Genomic DNA, 15,745 nt, shown 5'->3' on the forward strand with positions numbered 1-15,745 from the left:
GCGCCCGCAAGCGGTTCCCCCTGCCCAATCGCCGGGCACCGCGCCGCGCGCCCGGACTTTCCGCCGCAATTCCGTTTCCATCCGCGCAACAGGCCCCTATAGAAAGGGGAAGACCCCGGAAGGACCCGCGCCCCATGCCCGAACGCACAGAAAGCGAAAGCCGCAAGCTTCTGCGCCGCCTGCGCGACGTCCTTTCCGTCCCGGGCGAGGGCCAGGACCGGCTGGACAGCATCACGCATCTTATTGCCGACAGCATGGGGACCGAGGTCTGCTCGATCTACCTTTTCCGCGACCCCGAGACGCTGGAGCTTTGCGCGACCGAAGGGTTGAAGAAGGAAGCCGTCCACCAGACCCGCATGAAGCTGGGCGAAGGCCTTGTCGGCCGCGTCGCCCGCTTTGGCCAGCCAGTGAACACCGCCGACGCGCCGTCGGAAAAGGGCTTCCGCTATATGCCGGAAACGGGCGAGGAGCTTTTCTCCTCGTTCCTTGGGGTGCCGATCCAGCGTGTCGGCGAAAAGCTGGGCGTGCTCGTCGTCCAGTCCAAGACCGCGCGCGAGTTCTCGGAAGACGAGGTCTATGCCCTTGACGTCGTGGCGATGGTGCTGGCCGAGATGACCGAGCTTGGCGCCTTCACCTCGGGCGACGGGGCGATGCGGGCGCTGCACAAGCAGCCGGTGATGTTCCGCGCCACCTCGGGGCAAGAGGGTGCGGCCGAGGGCCGGGTCTGGCTGCACGAACCCCGCGTCGTCATCACCAACCCCGTCGCCGACGACCCGCTGACCGAGATTGACCGCATCAAGCATGCCGTGGGCGAGCTGCGCGTGTCCATCGACGACCTTCTGGAAGCGCAAGCTCTGGACAAGGAACAGAAGCAGGTCCTGGAAGCCTACCGGATGTTCGCCCATTCCCGCGGCTGGCTGCGCCGGATGGAAGAGGACATCATGCGCGGCCTCTCGGCCGAGGCTGCTGTCGAAAAGGAACAATCCGCCGCCCGCAGCCGGATGGAGCAGGTGCCGGACCAGTACTTGCGCGAACGGCTGCAGGACCTGGATGACCTGTCAAACCGCCTTTTGCGCATCCTGACCGGCCAGGGCCGCGATACCGGGGCCGAGATGCCGGAAAACCCGGTCCTCGTCGCCCGCAACATCGGCCCGGCCGAGCTGCTGGAATACGGCCGCAAGCTGAAGGGCGTGGTGCTGGAGGAAGGCTCGGTCGGCTCCCATGCCGCCATCGTCGCCCGCGCTTTGGCGATCCCCTTGGTGATCAACGCCCAGCGCCTGGTGGCCGAGGCGCTGAACGGCGACCACATCCTTGTCGACGGCGACCAGGGCATCGTCCACCTGCGCCCCGAGGAAACCGTCGCCCGCGCCTTCCGCGACAAGATCGCCATGCAGGCCGAAGCGCAAAAGCGCTACGCCAGCTTGCGCAATCTGCCCGCCACCACGACCTGCGGCACGACAATTTCGCTGCACATGAACGCGGGCCTGATGGCCGACCTGCCCAGCCTTGAAGGCTCGGGCGCGGATGGCGTCGGCCTTTTCCGCACCGAACTGCAATTCCTGATCCGGTCCAAGATGCCGCAGCGGGCCGAGCTCGCCCGCCTTTACGCCCGCGTGATGGACGCGGCCAAAGGCAAGCGCGTGGCCTTCCGCACGCTTGACATCGGGTCGGACAAGGTCCTGCCCTACATGAAGCCGCCCGAGGAACCCAACCCCGCGATGGGCTGGCGGGCGGTGCGCGTCGGCCTGGACAAGCCCGGCGTGCTGCGGATGCAGGTCCAGGCGCTGATCCGCGCCGCCAATGGCCGTCCGCTGACCATCATGTTCCCGCTCATCACCGAACTCAGCGAATTCCAGGCTGCCCGTGGCCATGTCCTGCGCGAGTTGCACCGGGAAAAATCCCTTGGCCACCCGGTCCCGGACCGGATCGAGATCGGCGCGATGATGGAGACGCCGTCCCTTGCCTTCGCGCCGAAAAGCTTTTTCGAGCTGACCGACTTCATCAGCGTCGGCGGCAATGACCTCAAGCAGTTCTTCTTCGCCGCCGACCGCGAAAACGAACTGGTGCGCCGCCGCTACGACACGCTGAACCTCTCGTTCCTGGCCTTCCTGGAACAGATCATCGCCCGCTGCGCCGAGACCGCGACGCCCCTGTCCTTCTGCGGCGAGGATGCCGGACGCCCGATCGAGGCGCTGGCCCTGGCCGCCATCGGCTTTCGCGGCCTCTCGATGCGCCCCGCCTCGGTCGGTCCGGTCAAGGCGCTTCTGCGCCGCGTGAACCTGACCGAAGCGCGCGCCGTGATCGACCGGGCCCGTGCCGCAGGCGAGGAAAGCGCGCGCCCGATGCTGATGGACTGGCTGGCGACGCTGAACGACTGACCAGCTTTCCCGGCCTTCGCCACAGCCAGACACCCGATGCCTTTGATCAGACCGTCTCAGCGGATCTGCAGGGCTATGCCTTGAGTTGTCCCGACGATCCGCATTGCGCCCCAGGGTTGCCTTACTTTTGTCTGAACGGCTTGGAATCACGTTCAGGTTGCGTGTTTTCACAAGGACCTTCCGTTCATGCTCGACAGATCCAAACTGCCCCGAACCTTTACCGCCGCATACCAGGGGACATCCTTCGACTTCGTGGTCACCAATGCTTCGGATGACGCCAGCCTGGTTCTCAACGCTGGACGCGATGGGAACGGGAAGCGCCTGCAATATGGCAACGGATTGAAGATCGACCGCCACGCCGGGCATTTCCATTTCTCGGAAGCGCTGGACAGCGACCTGCATTCGCTTCGTCCTTTTGCCATGAAGTTGAACGCAATTCCGGCAAAGGTTCTGGGGGCCGCATTCCGGTTCGTCGGTCGCCTGCTTGGGGCGGGTTCAGGCCCGGTCGCCGTTGGCGGTGGCGACTTTGCGATGGGCTGGAATATCGGGATGCTGGTCGGGATGGTCATCATCCTGGGAATCGCCCTGTTGATCGGCGCCTATGTGATCCTGCCGCTGGCCCTCGTTGCAGGCCTCTGCCTTGTGCTCGACCTGGCCTACTTCAAGCCCGCGCAAGAGCGGGAGGCCAAGGCCTTCATGGAGTCGATTGCGGATCAAGTCCGCGATCTGGTTGAAGAAACCGTTTCCTACTGACCCCTTCTGCACACAGGTGACTGCAATGAATCGTCGTACACTTCTTCTGTCGCTGCCAGCCGTTCTTGCTGTTGGAACGCAGGCTTTCGCTGAACAGGACACCCTGGCTGCCGCATTCGCGCGCCTGTCGCCCTCGGAACGCAGGACGGCGCAGGAAAAGCTATCGTCCGCGGGCTTCTATATGGGCAATATCGACGGCGCTTTCGGTGCCGGAACCAACGCCGGTCTGCTGAATGCCGCCAGCTTCGTCAAGGACAACAGCTACAACAAGGTCACGTTCGACCTGTCATCTAGCGCCGATGCAGAGCGCTTCCTTGCAGCCCTGACCGCTGGCGACCTGGACAAGTACCTGTGGGGCGAAGGCGATGAAAGCGAAGGGGGCTAGGCAGCCTCCGCGCAATCCGGTGCAGTCAGCAGCGGTCACCGCACCCTCTGCACCGGATTCCGCTGTCGGGCAAACCGTACCAGAGCCTTAACGTCCGCAACCAAGTAATTGGCTTTATTCAACCTTCAAGGATCTTCCACCGTGGACACTTCGCCACGACCAGCCTCTGTGCCGCCCAGCAGACCCGCCTCCGCCAACCCAGCCAGCAGCGCGGAAAGGTCCGCCGCGATCCTCTCGCGCGGGGTGCCCGGAAAAGCTTCCCGCAACGCCGCTTCCAGCTCCTCCGGCGAGACGGGCTCTGCCAGCATCCCCCAGATCGCCGCCGCCAGTGGGTCCATCCGCTGGATCGCCCGCCCCTCGGGATCGGCAAGGTAGAGCGTCTCGCCGATCCACCGCTCGACACACCCCGTCCGCTGGGACATGAGCGCACCGACCGGGTCGGCCTTGTGGTCCATCACCGCAGGCGTGAACCGTCGCTCGGACCCCGCCGGCGGCAGGGGGTCGGCCGGGCCCGCGAACCCTTCCTCCAGGCAGCGCACCGCGTCGTCCAGGTCGGCGTAGGTCAGTTGCCAGACCGGCGTCGTCGACAAAGTCGCCGCCATCGCGTCCAGCACGGCCCCGGAATGCCGGTCGCGGGTGAAATTCTGGTGCAGTAGGGCGTCCATCGCCGCATCGGGTGGGACCGGGGTGAGAAGGGTGGGGGTAGGAAGGGCGGGGGTCGGCGCGTCGCGGCGGTCCAGCAGGACGAAGGCCCCCACCGGCAGCCGCGCGCCATGTGCGGGCTGATCGGAAAGCGGCAGGTAGTGGTACTGCCGGTTCCGCGGCCCGGGCACCGCCTCGGCCCAGGAGCGGAAATCGGCGGGAAGACTGGCGGGCAGCGGCAGGCGCAGTCGCGGGGCGATCCCCAGCGCCTGGGCGACCGCCGGGCCTTCCGATGGAAACGACAGCGGCACCACATCGTCGCTGAAGACCCGATGCCCGGCCCGCGCCAGCGCGACCGACAGGGTGCTTTTCCCAGCCCGCCGGATGTTCGGGAAGACCACCAGCTGCCCCGACATTGCGACCCCCGCCGCGTGCAGGCAGATGAGACGCGGGTCCGACAGCGGCAACGCGACGGCAAGGCTGGCCAGAGCATCACAGACCGCATTCACCGGGTCCCAAAGCTGCGGCGGGCGGTCCTCGACGTGGCTTTCACAGCGCAGGCGGGCATCGCCCTCGATCTGGCGGATCGTGAAGAATGGCACCACGGCCGGGTCCGCTTGGGCCAGGCGGAACGGCCAGCCTGCGGCAATCTCTTGCAGCAAGTGGATCACCGCTTCGGCCCCCTCCAGGCGCAAAGGGGCGGTCACACCCTGAAAGACGATATCCCGCATGGCCATTCCTTGGGTTCCCCTTCGGCTTTGCAGAGGCCGCCGAAGGGGATCGTCACGCGCTTACGGGCTGGTGCTCGAGCAGCCGGCGTCGTCGTCGGTCGGGCCCGAGCAGGTGCTGGGCGACGTGCTGGACGACGACGAGGTCGGCGTGGAGGTCTTGCTGGGCGCAGAGGTCGGGCTGGGGCTGCTGGAGCCGCTGGAGCCACTGGAGCCGCTGCTGGCCTGGGCCATGCTGACGGTGGTCATCGCAGGTGCCGCATAGGCCGCCAGCGCCAGGGCGCCGATCCGGCCAAGCGCCTTGCGGCGAGAGAAAATGCTGTTCTTCGGTTCGCTCATGGTTCGTTTCCTTTTGCTGGGAGGTGTCCCTCGTCTGTCCCGGTCCAGGGGTCTTCTGCCCCCTTCACGTTCCTCCGGACTGCGGCAGGAAAATGGCATTGGCCAGTCACCCAGGGTTTAAATGGTCCATTTAAACCCAAGGTATAAGCGGCTTGCTGCCTTTCGACGGCCCAAGCCGCATGTCAGGCGCCCTGGAAGAGCGCGCTGTATATACGTCGCAATTCGGCCTTCTGGACCTTGCCCATCGCGTTGCGTGGAAGGTCGTCCAGAATCAGGACCCGCTTTGGCAGCTTGAACGCCGCCAACCGGTCGCGGAGGGCCACACGCACCGGCTCTTCCGCCAGCGCCGCCCCCGGTGCGGCCACCAGGCAGGCCACCACCGCCTCGCCGAAGTCGGGATGCGGGACCCCGATCACCGCCGAGGCCGCGACCCCCGGCAGATCGTCCAGTGCTGCCTCGACTTCGGCCGGATAGACGTTCAGCCCGCCCGAGATCACCAGGTCCTTTGCGCGGCCCAGGATCGACAGGTAGCCCTGCGCATCGACGGCCCCCATGTCGCCAGTGATGAACCAGCCATCCCGGAACTCCTCGGCGGTCTTTTCGGGCAGTCGCCAATAGCCCTGGAAGACGTTCGGGCCGCGCACCTCGATCGACCCAGCCTCGCCCTGTGGCAGGACCTCGCCATCCGGCCCGGTGATCCGCACCGCGACGCCTGGCAGAGGCATCCCCACGGTCCCCGCCCGACGCAAGCCGTCGTAGGGGTTCGAGGTGATCATGTTGGTCTCGGTCATCCCGTAGCGTTCCAGGATCGCGTGGCCGGTGCGGGCCTGCCATTCGGCATGGGTGGCGGGCGACAGGGGGGCCGAGCCCGAGATGAACAGCCGCACATGCGCAGTGGCGTCGCGCGTGAGGCCTGGGTCGGACAGCAGACGGGTGTAGAAGGTCGGCACGCCCATCATCACTGTCGCCTGCGGCAGCGCAGCCAGCACGGCGGCGGGCTGGAAGGCGCGCTGGAAGATCATGGACGCGCCGGAATAAAGGACGCAGTTCGTCGCGACGAAAAGCCCGTGAGTATGGAAGACCGGCAGCGCGTGCAGCAGGACGTCGGTTTCCGTGAACCGCCAAAGCCCGACCAGCGCTTCGGCGTTCGACGCCAGGTTTTCCCGCGTCAGCATCACCCCCTTCGACCGCCCCGTCGTGCCCGAAGTATAGAGGATCGCCGCCAAATCATCCGGCCCGTGCGCGGGATCGGCGTAGTCGTCCCCCCGTCCTTCGGCCTGCGCCAGCAGCGTGGGCAAATCCATTACCCGCGCACCAAGGGCCTGCAGCCCCTCGACCCGGCCCGGATCAGTCACCGCCAGCGCCGGTTCGGCATCGCGCAGGAAATGCTCGGTCTCGGCCACGGTGTAGCCGGGGTTCACCGGCAGGAAGATCACGCCCGTCCGCAGGCAGGCCAGATACAGGGAAAGCACCGCCTCGCATTTTTCGGCCTGCAGCAAGAGCCGGTCGCCCTTCCGCAGACCAAGCGAGATCAGCGCGTTCGCCAGTTGCCCGGTCCGCGCCAGCAACTCGCCATAGGTCGGGCCGCCCACCAGCCAGACCCTGCCTGGATCGGTGGCCATCTGCTTCAGCCGTGCGATGACGTCGGTGCTCATGCCGCTTTCCCCCTGCTTTGGGGCATTTACCCAAGGGCCGGGGTGGACCGCAACCGGATCAGGCCCCGATCAGGCCCCGATCAGACCTTGATCACCTTGGGGGGCGTCACCGCGATACGAAACTCGGCTTCGACCGCATCGGCCCCGTGCATCTGGCCAAGCCTAACCAGCTCGAACCGCACGCGGGCAACTTCGCGGTAATAGGACAGGAAGGCCGCGTTCAGAGCCGCCCCAGAGACAGCCCCCAGGATCGGCACTGCCTGGGCGGCAAGCTTCTGCCCCAGGACCGCCGCCAGCTTCGGCGCGATACTGGTGATCAGGCTTTGTACGGCCGATCCCGACAGCGCCAGCCGTGAGGCGACGAAAGAGGTGTTCACCCCGTCATCTTGCGCCAGGGGGCTGCCGGCGGCAAAGACCTGCAGACATTCCGCGCGCACCCAGTCTTCGTCGGGGTCAAGACCCGACTCGCGCGCCACGCTGCGAATGGTGTTCAGAAACAGCGTCACCGTCACCGGAAGCTCGGCCAGGGACGTGGCCAGCCCTCCGGCCCCGCCCGCCGCACCCGCCGCCATTGCGGCCACCATCGGCGTGCGCTGACCCATGTCCGGCGCGCGGGAAGCGAGGCCGTAGGACGTCTCCAGCGCCTGCGCGGTCAGTCGCTCGATCTGGGCGCGAAATCCGTCGGGCAAGGCGGAAAGCTGGTTTTCCAGGCTGCCGCCCAGCCGGTTGACCAGGCGGATCACCGGGCCGTTGGCACGCTTGTAGCGCCGGGCAAGGTCAGCCACCTGGGCGGAAAGGTCGGGGGGAGCGGGCAGTGTCTGGTCCATCCGTTTGATATGGGGCCGCTTGTCCCCCGTGCAATGGTGAAGCGGGGCAATGGTGAAGCGGGGCAATCGGAAAACGGGAACGGTAAAGCGGGCGGCTCAGGTCGCCTTGGTGACCATGCCGGTCACGCCCTGCCAGGCCCCGGCCTTCAGCTCCAGCCCCAGGATGCGGTCGGGGTTTGTCGGCGGCGGCATGTCGACCCCCTCCAGCTTGCGAAAGCCGAAGCGGCTGTAATAGGGCGCGTCCCCGACCAGCATCACCCGTTCCCAGCCCAGACGCCGCGCCTCGGCCAGGCTTTCGTTGATCAAAAGCGCGCCCAGACCTTCGCCCTGGTGCGTCGGGTGGACGGCGATGGGTCCCAGCAGCAGGATGTCCTGCTCGCCGATCAGCGCGGGCCAGTAGCGGATGACTGCCGCCAAGGCACCGCTGTCGTCGCGCAGCGTAAGGCACAGGGGGGCAACCGTGGGCACCCCATCGCGCAGTCGGTACGAGGACAAAGCCGTGCGGCCGGGGGCAAAACAGAGGTCATAGAGGGCCTCCACCTCCCACCAGTCATCCTCGGTCTCTTCCTCAAGCTTGTACACGCGCTGACGATCCCACCCGAAGTGCCTGGCCGATTCCGCTGGCCGAAAATCACCGGCCCGAAACCACTGGAATCGCGCCGTAACATGGCGCAGTGTCACGTTCAATTTGCCAACGGGCAATTTGTGAAACGGACCCCGACCATGTTCTACCGACCTGCCGAGGGCCACGGGCTGCCGCACAGCCCCTTCTCGGCCATCGTCTCGCCCCGGCCCATCGGCTGGATTTCGACCCGCGCCAGCACGGGCGACAACCTGGCACCCTATTCCTTCTTCAACGCCGTGGGCTACACACCGCCGCAGGTGATGTTTTCCGGCGACTACCGCGACAGCATGGTCAACGCGATGGAAAGTGGCGTCTTCGCCGTGAACATCGTGGCCGAAGTGGCGCTGGAGGCGATGAACGCCACCTCGGCCCGCTACCCGCGCGGGACGGATGAGTTTCTGGCCGCAGGGGTAGCCAAGGCCGAATGTGTCGCCATCGACTGCCCGCGTGTGGCCGACGCCCCCGCCACTCTGGAATGCCGGGTGGTCAAGCTGGTGGATCTGATCGGCCCGGAAAAGCTGATGCTGGGCGAGGTTGTGGGCATCCATCTTCGCGACGACTGTCTGGTGGACGGGCGGCTTGACCCGTCGCGCTACCATCCGGCGGCGCGGCTGGGCTATCACGACTACACCTTTGTCCGCGAAGTCCGCGAGTTGCGCCGCCCGAAAGACCCCGCCAAGGGATGACCCCCACCCGCCGCAAGATCGTCTATGCCGTCACGTTTGAGGCACTGGGGACGCTGGTCGCATCGGCCTATCTCTGGATCGTGTCCAACGCCAGCGCCGGCTCCTCGCTGGCGCTGGCGATCCTCACCGCGACCATAGCCTTGTGCTGGAGCGTTGCCTTCAACACCATCTTCGAGGCCTCGGAGGCGCGGCAGCCGGTCAAGGGCCGCTCCTTCCGCCGTCGCACCGCCCATGCGCTGCTGTTCGAGGGCGGCCTCGTCCTGATCTGCATCCCGGTCATGGCCTGGTGGCTGCAGGTCGGCTACCTTCAGGCGCTGGTCTACGAAGCCGGGCTGATCGCCGTCTTCATCGTCTACACCTACCTCTTCACCTGGGCCTTCGACCGCATCTTCGGCCTGCCCGCCTCGGCCCGGTAGGTCACAGGAAAACCGGGGCCTTGTGCGGCCCCGGCTGATGCTTTGCAGAAACGATCAGCGGTCGCGCGACACCTCGGCCAGAAGACGCTCGGTCCGGGCTTCCTCCAGCTTGTTGTGCAGGCGGTCGGATTCTTCCTTGTCGCGCACCGCCTTGGTGATGCCCACGGTGGATGACACCAGCATCAGCGCGGCCATTGCGTAAAAGCCCTTGGCGGCAAAGCTGGCTTCCAGAAAGTAGACGCCGCCCGCCATCATCACGGCGGCCACCGCGAAGTTGACGTAGCTGAACATCGTGTAGGCCTGCGAGGTGCGGATCGTCGGTTGCATGATATCGCTCATTTCCAGTGTCCTTCTCTAAGGTGAGGTCGGTTCAGGGGTTCAGTTGGATTTCTGCTTCAGCCGCTCCAGAACGGCCGCAGCATCAGGGCGGATCGAGGGGCCACAGCCCGCCGCCGCCAGCCGGGCCGAGATCGCTTCGGCGGACTGGCCGGCAGACAGGTCCACGATCGCAAGGGCGGTCGCCTCGGCGTGCAGCTGGCGTGATTGCAGGCGCGACAGCGTCGCTTCGGCCTCGGCCAGCGAGGCCGTGACGGGGCGGCTGACGACACCGCGCACCGTCTGCGACTTCTGCGCCGCATCTGCCAGCTGCAACCCGCGCTTCAGATCGCGCAGCCGCAGTTCCGCGCCGCCTAGTTCGTCGCGCAGGCGTGCGATCTCCATTTCGTAGGTCGCCAGTGCCGTCTCGGTCGTGGTCCGCTCGGCTTCAAGCTGTGCGATGGCCGAGGCCGCTTCGGTCGCCAGATCCTCACGCCCCTGCGCCAGGGCGGCAATCGCCCTGCCCTCCAGATCGGCGATCTGGGCGTGGATGCGCGGCAGGGATTTCCGCTCACGCTCGGCATAGGCCATGACGACCGCGACTGACCGCCGTGCCGCCTCGACCCCAGCCGCCGCATCGCGCAACTGCTGGCGCAGGATCGACAGCGCGTTGGCGTCTTCCAGCGCCTGGGCGGCATCATGGCTGCGACCCCGAACCAGTGTGATGATGGTGTTGAACATCGATGTCTCCGGGTGTATGAACAGTGTTCACACGTTGCAGGAATTGTGAACGCTGTTCAAGCCACCCTTTGAACGCCGTTCAATTAACGTAGCGTCACAACCCCAAAGGCCCGCCACATGCAGGAAACCGACCGCAAGACCGACCTTCGGACCCGCCTGATCGCCGCTGCCGAAGCCGAGATTCTTGAAAAGGGGCTCCTTGGGCTGAAAGCGCGCGACGTGACCCAGCGGGCGGGGTGCGCGCTGGGGGCGATCTACAACGCCGTGGCCGACCTCGACGAACTGGTAATGCGGGTCAATTCCCGCACGCTTGAGCGTCTTGGAGATGCCTTGGCCCCCGCCTCCGCCGCAGGCAGCCCCGAGGCGGTGACGCTTGCCCTGGCCGACGCCTATGCCGTTTTCGCGCTGGAAAACCGTCGGCTCTGGTCGGCGCTGTTCGAACACCGCCTGCCCGAGGGGGCCGCAATGCCCGACTGGCACCGGCAAGAACATGAGGTGCTGATCGCCCGCATCGGCGCACCGCTGCAAAATCTCCGCCCCGACCTGCCGGTCGAGGAAATCCACCTGCGCGTCCGGACCCTGTTCGGGGCCGTGCATGGCGTGGTCCATCTGGCACTGCAAGGGCGTCTGGTGGGCGTTCCCGAACCGCTTCTGCGGCAGGAAGTGGCAGCCCTTGTCGGAGCGCTGGTTCTTGGCGCCAAAGTCGCGCGCGCGGGCGCGATGCAAGGCGGGGACGCACCCCGATAAGCCTTGCGCCCAAGGTGGCAATCTGTATAAGGCCCCATCTTTCCGCTTATCCATGAACCGGCGATGCCTCTCGTGGACGGGCTGCGGAAAGGGTCTTTGCCCGTCCTATGAAGCCGCCCTGAAACGAAGGAAGTCTGCATGCCTCTGTATGAGCATGTCTTCATCGCGCGCCAGGACCTGTCCAACGCGCAAGCTGAAGGCCTTATCGAACACTTCTCGACCGTCCTCTCGGACAACGGCGGCAAAGTCGTTGAGAACGAGTACTGGGGCGTCAAGACGATGGCCTACAAGATCAACAAGAACCGCAAGGGCCACTATGCCTTCCTGAAGTCGGACGCGCCTGCGTCGGCCGTTCAGGAAATGGAACGCCTGATGCGCCTGCATGACGACGTCATGCGCGTTCTGACCATCAAGGTCGACAAGCACACCGAGGGCGTGTCGGTCCAGATGCAGAAGCGCGACGAGCGTGAAGAGCGTGGCGACCGTGGTGGCTTTGGCGGCGAACGTCGCGAACGGCCCAGCTTCGGTGGTGACCGTCCCGACCGTGGCGGCGACCGTGGCGACCGCCCGTCGTTTGGCGCTCCGCGTCGTTGATCTGAGAAAGGACACACAACATGGCGAACAAACCGTTTTTCCGCCGCCGCAAGGTTTGCCCCTTCTCGGGCGACAACGCTCCGGCGATCGACTACAAGGACACGCGTCTGCTGCAGCGCTACATCTCTGAGCGCGGCAAGATCGTTCCGTCCCGCATCACCGCAGTCTCGGCGAAGAAGCAGCGTGAACTGGCCCAGGCCATCAAGCGCGCCCGCTTCCTGGCCCTGCTGCCCTATGCCGTGAAATAAGGAGCACCAGACCATGCAAGTGATCCTTCTGGAACGCGTGGCCAAGCTTGGCCAGATGGGCGAAGTCGTCAACGTCAAGGACGGCTACGCGCGCAACTACCTCCTGCCGCAGGGCAAGGCTCTCCGCGCCAACGACGGCAACATCAAGTCGTTCGAAGCCAAGAAAGCCCAGCTTGAAGCAACGAACCTCGAGACCCGCAAGGAAGCAGCCGCCGTTGGCGAAAAGCTCGACGGTCAGATGTTCGTCGTGATCCGTTCGGCCTCCGACGCGGGCGCGCTTTACGGCTCCGTCACCACCCGTGACGCCGCCGAGGCTGCAACCGCTGCCGGCTTCACCGTGAACCGTGGCCAGATCGTGCTTGACCGCCCGATCAAGGACCTCGGCATCCACACCGTGTCGGCCGTCCTGCACCCCGAAGTCGTGGTCAAGATCAAGCTGAACGTCGCCCGCTCGATCGAAGAGTCCGAGCTGCAAGCCTCGGGCAAGTCGATCCAGGAACTCGCCGCCGAGGCCGAAGCCGCCGCGGAATTCGAGATTGCGGAACTGTTCGACGAAATGGGCGCAGCCCAGGACGGCGAAGACCTGACCCGCGACTGATCAAGATCAGTCAGACCCTCCAGACCGCGCGGGGCAACTCGCGCGGTTCTTCTTTGGTCAGGCGCCTCGCGCCGCAACCGCCCCGCGCGACCCCGCCAGCGCCTCGGCAAAGGCCGCGCGCGCCGGATCGGCGCCTGACGGCAACCGAACCACCACCGCCTCCGCCCAGTCCAGATAGGCCGCCTGCCGCGCCACCGGCCAATGCACCGGCGGCGCAGTCCCGACCGCCCGGATGTTCGACAGCTTGTCGCAGATCTTGATCAACGCCGCCGCGTCCGATTTGTGCGCCGCATGATCCACCTGCAATTGCTTCCTCTCCGCCTTTGGCAGGGCTTTGTCATCCGTCATCTCCGCGACCAGCGCCGCCACTTCGGCCCCGAAAAGCTCGGCAATCTCCTCCGGCAAGACGCCGCAATCCTCCACCGTATCGTGCAGCCACGCGGCCATCACTTGGCCCCTGCTGCCACCGAACCCGGCGACCAGAGCCGCCACTTCGGCGACATGGCGGATGTAGGGCTCCTTAGCCGCGCCCTTGCGCGTCTGCCCGGCATGGGCCACTTCGGCAAGCTGCCGGGCCATATCGACATTGGACATACGTCCTCCAAGCGGCCGACGCCGTCGCACCACGCGAAACCCGCGATCTGCGGCTTCGGTCGACCAATGATTTTCAGGGAAATGAAGGCATTGCCTTCGGTCGCATCATCGAAAGATGCAGGACCACTGTCAAATGAAAAAGGCCGCACCCAGCGATGCGGCCCTTTCCTGTTCAGCTCGGGACGAAATCAGATCTCGTCCAGCGCCTCGATGGCCTTCTGCAGCTCTTCCTTCGAAATCGTCTTCTCGCTCACCTTCGCCAGCCCGACGATGTGATCAACAACCTTGTCCTCGAACAAGGGCGCGCGCAGTTGCTGCTGCATCTGCGGGTTCTTCTGCACGAATTCGAAGAACTGACGCTCCTGCCCCGGATACTGGCGCGCGGCGGCCAGCACGGCCTGCGTCATCTCGGCGTCGGTCACGGTGACCTCCGCCTTGCGACCGATCTCGGCCAGCAAGAGGCCCAGACGCACCCGGCGCTCGGCCAGCGACTTGTGCTCGTCCGTCGCCTCGATGGCGCCATGGTTGTGGCCGTGATCCTCCGGATGCTCTTCGTGGTAAAGCTGGTGCGCGATCTGCCCGGCTTCCGCCTCTACCAGGTTCGCCGGCAGGTCGAACTTCACCATGGCGTCCAACTGGTCCAGCAGCGCACGCTTCATCACCGACCGGGCCGCGCCCTTGTATTCCGCCTCAAGCCGCTCGGCGATCTGGCCTTTCAATGCGGCCAGATCCTCGGCACCGTATTTCTTGGCCAATTCGTCGTTCACCTCGGCGGGCTTCGGTTCCTTCACGGCCTTCACCGTGCAGGCAAAGACCGCAGCCTTGCCGGCCAGATGCTTGGCACCATACGTCTCCGGGAACGTCACGTTCACCGAAATCTCGTCGCCGACCTTGGCACCAACCAGTTGCGCCTCGAACCCCGGAATGAACGAGTTCGATCCCAGCACCAGCGGATAATCCTCGCCCGAGCCGCCCTCGAACAGCTCACCATCGACCGAGCCCTTGAAGTCGATCACGACCTGATCGCCGTCCTTGGCCTTGGCGCCCTTCTTGCGGTCCTCGAACGACTGCGCGGTTGCCGCCAGGTTCGCCAGTGCTTCGTCGACCGACTTGTCGTCGGCCTTCACCACCAGACGGTCCAGCTTGATCTTGCCGGCGTCGATTTCGGGGATCGGCGGCAGCGCGTCATAGGTCATCTCGACCACGACATCCTGCCCCTCTTTCCACGCATCGCCGCCGACCATCTTCACGTCCGGCTGCATCGCCGGACGGTCACCCGTCGCGTCGAAATGGCCCTTCATCGCGCCGTCGATCGCGTCCTGCATCGCATCGCCCATCAGGCGCGTGCCGAACTGCTTTTTCAGGATCGCCAGCGGCACCTTGCCCTTGCGGAACCCCTTGATCTCGACGTCAGGCTGCGCTTCGAGAAGCTTTTCATGCACCTTGGCGTCCAGTTCGGCAGCCGTCACCGTGATGGTGTAGCCGCGCTTAAGGCCGTCTTTCAGGGTCTCGGTGACCAGCATTCGGGGATATCCTTCCTCAACCTTCAGGGCGCTTTCGCGCAATAGAGATACGACGCCAAGCCGGAACCTGGCGCAACTTTGCGGGCCTTCTAGCAAAGCTTTCACGGCGACGTAAGGGGTAATTCGGTCGCTCGCAAGCCGGGTGCGAAACTCGGTCGCAATCACCCGGAATTCGCGTTTCGATGGTGCGGGTGGAGGGACTTGAACCCCCACGCCTTGCGGCGCCAGAACCTAAATCTGGTGCGTCTGCCAATTTCGCCACACCCGCATCCTGCCAGCATGCCCGCGCAAGAGCGCCAGCCGCATCCGGCAGCGCCGTCTTTAGCAAGAACCGAACCCGGGGGCGAGGGGTCAATTGCATGGCCCCATTCCTGCCGCAACTGCCCCGAAATCAACGCCGGCCGTTCCCATACCGGTCACAAACCCGTGTGACCCTGCCCATGCACCCCAAGGACCACTCGCATGGATCGTCCGCCCCTTCTGTCGCAGTCCGCCCAGCCGGAAAACCTGCACGGCACCGAAGGCATCCTTGCCGGCACGCGGGTTCGCACCCTCGATGGCGACCTGCCGGTCGAATACCTTGAACCCGGTGACCGCATCATCTGCCGCAGCGGCGCTGTTCGCGTGGTGTCAATCACCACATCGCTGCGCCGGTTTGCGCCTGTCGTGCGGCTGCCCGCCTCGACCATCGGCCACCACCGCCCCGAGGTTGACCTGCTGCTTTCACCCGGCCAGCGCGTGATGATCCGCGACTGGCGCGCCGCCTCGCTTTACGGCTCCGCAGTTGCCGCGGTGCCCGCAGCCCGCCTCGCCGACGGCGCTCAGGTGCGGCACGAAATCACCGACCTCGCCCGCGTCTTCACCCTGCATTTCGCTGCCGAGGAAGTGATCTTCGCCGAAGGCCTCGAAATCGCCTGCTCCAGCGTCGCGGTCACCAGCGCGCCCACCTGA

19 protein-coding genes and 1 tRNA gene are annotated in these 15,745 nt (G+C 65.6%); 11 read left to right on the forward strand and 9 right to left on the reverse strand.

What is annotated here, in order from left to right; genetic code table 11:
• The first annotated feature begins 134 nt into the window (after positions 1–134).
• The 3 genes from ptsP (at position 135) to U1E69_RS08745 (ending at position 3,516) form a co-directional block, all read left to right on the forward strand.
• On the forward strand, positions 135–2,378 hold the full coding sequence (gene ptsP / locus U1E69_RS08735; protein ID WP_322244012.1) for a phosphoenolpyruvate--protein phosphotransferase: 2,244 nt from the start codon (positions 135–137) through the stop codon (positions 2,376–2,378).
• Between the two features lie 186 nt (positions 2,379–2,564).
• Complete coding sequence (locus U1E69_RS08740) at positions 2,565–3,131, forward strand: hypothetical protein (protein WP_322244013.1); 567 nt, start codon at positions 2,565–2,567, stop codon at positions 3,129–3,131.
• A gap of 25 nt (positions 3,132–3,156) precedes the next feature.
• The gene (locus U1E69_RS08745) at positions 3,157–3,516 is read left to right on the forward strand and encodes a peptidoglycan-binding domain-containing protein (RefSeq protein ID WP_322244014.1); all 360 of its coding nucleotides are present in this window, start codon (positions 3,157–3,159) and stop codon (positions 3,514–3,516) included.
• A gap of 125 nt (positions 3,517–3,641) precedes the next feature.
• On the opposite strand, the gene U1E69_RS08750 is transcribed toward U1E69_RS08745, so the two are convergent.
• On the reverse strand, positions 3,642–4,889 hold the full coding sequence (locus tag U1E69_RS08750) for a PqqD family peptide modification chaperone (protein ID WP_322244015.1): 1,248 nt from the start codon (positions 4,887–4,889) through the stop codon (positions 3,642–3,644).
• A gap of 112 nt (positions 4,890–5,001) precedes the next feature.
• Here U1E69_RS08750 and U1E69_RS08755 point away from each other — a divergent pair, with 112 nt between their 5' ends.
• Positions 5,002–5,151 carry a hypothetical protein gene (locus U1E69_RS08755; protein ID WP_322244016.1) on the forward strand — a complete coding sequence of 50 codons (150 nt, stop codon included), beginning with the start codon at positions 5,002–5,004 and terminating at the stop codon, positions 5,149–5,151.
• A 256-nt stretch (positions 5,152–5,407) separates the two neighbouring features.
• Here the strand turns inward: U1E69_RS08755 and U1E69_RS08760 are convergent, their stop codons facing one another.
• From U1E69_RS08760 to U1E69_RS08770, 3 genes are all read right to left on the reverse strand, one after another.
• Positions 5,408–6,880, reverse strand: coding sequence for an AMP-binding protein (locus U1E69_RS08760; RefSeq protein WP_322244017.1), 1,473 nt, complete (start codon positions 6,878–6,880; stop codon positions 5,408–5,410).
• Between the two features lie 80 nt (positions 6,881–6,960).
• Positions 6,961–7,707 carry an EcsC family protein gene (locus U1E69_RS08765; protein ID WP_322244018.1) on the reverse strand — a complete coding sequence of 249 codons (747 nt, stop codon included), beginning with the start codon at positions 7,705–7,707 and terminating at the stop codon, positions 6,961–6,963.
• Between the two features lie 96 nt (positions 7,708–7,803).
• On the reverse strand, positions 7,804–8,289 hold the full coding sequence (locus U1E69_RS08770) for an N-acetyltransferase (RefSeq protein ID WP_322244020.1): 486 nt from the start codon (positions 8,287–8,289) through the stop codon (positions 7,804–7,806).
• Positions 8,290–8,430: 141 nt separating this feature from the next.
• Here U1E69_RS08770 and U1E69_RS08775 point away from each other — a divergent pair, with 141 nt between their 5' ends.
• Both U1E69_RS08775 and U1E69_RS08780 read left to right on the forward strand, forming a co-directional pair.
• On the forward strand, positions 8,431–9,018 hold the full coding sequence (locus U1E69_RS08775) for a flavin reductase family protein (RefSeq protein WP_322244021.1): 588 nt from the start codon (positions 8,431–8,433) through the stop codon (positions 9,016–9,018).
• A complete protein-coding gene (locus U1E69_RS08780) occupies positions 9,015–9,434 on the forward strand; it encodes a PACE efflux transporter (protein ID WP_322244022.1) in 420 nt (139 codons plus the stop codon). The genes U1E69_RS08775 and U1E69_RS08780 overlap by 4 nt, the downstream gene beginning before the upstream one ends.
• 54 nt (positions 9,435–9,488) lie before the next feature.
• On the opposite strand, the gene U1E69_RS08785 is transcribed toward U1E69_RS08780, so the two are convergent.
• A complete protein-coding gene (locus U1E69_RS08785; protein WP_295079425.1) occupies positions 9,489–9,773 on the reverse strand; it encodes a YiaA/YiaB family inner membrane protein in 285 nt (94 codons plus the stop codon).
• Positions 9,774–9,812: 39 nt separating this feature from the next.
• Positions 9,813–10,490 carry a PspA/IM30 family protein gene (locus U1E69_RS08790; protein WP_322244023.1) on the reverse strand — a complete coding sequence of 226 codons (678 nt, stop codon included), beginning with the start codon at positions 10,488–10,490 and terminating at the stop codon, positions 9,813–9,815.
• A gap of 117 nt (positions 10,491–10,607) precedes the next feature.
• On the opposite strand from U1E69_RS08790, the gene U1E69_RS08795 reads away from it, so the two are divergent.
• From U1E69_RS08795 to rplI, 4 genes are all read left to right on the forward strand, one after another.
• On the forward strand, positions 10,608–11,237 hold the full coding sequence (locus U1E69_RS08795) for a TetR/AcrR family transcriptional regulator (protein WP_322244024.1): 630 nt from the start codon (positions 10,608–10,610) through the stop codon (positions 11,235–11,237).
• Between the two features lie 138 nt (positions 11,238–11,375).
• Positions 11,376–11,831 (forward strand): 30S ribosomal protein S6, encoded by a 456-nt coding sequence (gene rpsF / locus U1E69_RS08800; protein ID WP_322244025.1) that lies wholly within the window; start codon positions 11,376–11,378, stop codon positions 11,829–11,831.
• 20 nt (positions 11,832–11,851) lie between these two features.
• Positions 11,852–12,079 carry a 30S ribosomal protein S18 gene (gene rpsR / locus U1E69_RS08805; RefSeq protein WP_103256213.1) on the forward strand — a complete coding sequence of 76 codons (228 nt, stop codon included), beginning with the start codon at positions 11,852–11,854 and terminating at the stop codon, positions 12,077–12,079.
• Positions 12,080–12,092: 13 nt separating this feature from the next.
• Positions 12,093–12,677, forward strand: coding sequence for a 50S ribosomal protein L9 (gene rplI / locus U1E69_RS08810; RefSeq protein ID WP_305569712.1), 585 nt, complete (start codon positions 12,093–12,095; stop codon positions 12,675–12,677).
• Between the two features lie 57 nt (positions 12,678–12,734).
• Here the strand turns inward: rplI and U1E69_RS08815 are convergent, their stop codons facing one another.
• The 3 genes from U1E69_RS08815 to U1E69_RS08825 all read right to left on the reverse strand — a co-directional run bounded on the left by U1E69_RS08815 (position 12,735) and on the right by U1E69_RS08825 (position 15,062).
• Entirely contained in the window at positions 12,735–13,271 is a 537-nt protein-coding gene (locus tag U1E69_RS08815) for an HD domain-containing protein (RefSeq protein ID WP_305569714.1), read from the reverse strand.
• A gap of 188 nt (positions 13,272–13,459) precedes the next feature.
• Complete coding sequence (gene tig, locus U1E69_RS08820; RefSeq protein ID WP_305569716.1) at positions 13,460–14,794, reverse strand: trigger factor; 1,335 nt, start codon at positions 14,792–14,794, stop codon at positions 13,460–13,462.
• A gap of 183 nt (positions 14,795–14,977) precedes the next feature.
• A tRNA-Leu gene (locus U1E69_RS08825) sits at positions 14,978–15,062 on the reverse strand.
• A 194-nt stretch (positions 15,063–15,256) separates the two neighbouring features.
• Between U1E69_RS08825 and U1E69_RS08830 the strand changes: the two genes are divergently transcribed.
• Positions 15,257–15,745 (forward strand): Hint domain-containing protein, encoded by a 489-nt coding sequence (locus U1E69_RS08830; RefSeq protein ID WP_305569718.1) that lies wholly within the window; start codon positions 15,257–15,259, stop codon positions 15,743–15,745.

The organism is Tabrizicola sp. (genome assembly GCF_034366665.1).
In the GTDB taxonomy this organism is placed as follows: Bacteria; Pseudomonadota; Alphaproteobacteria; order Rhodobacterales; family Rhodobacteraceae; genus Tabrizicola.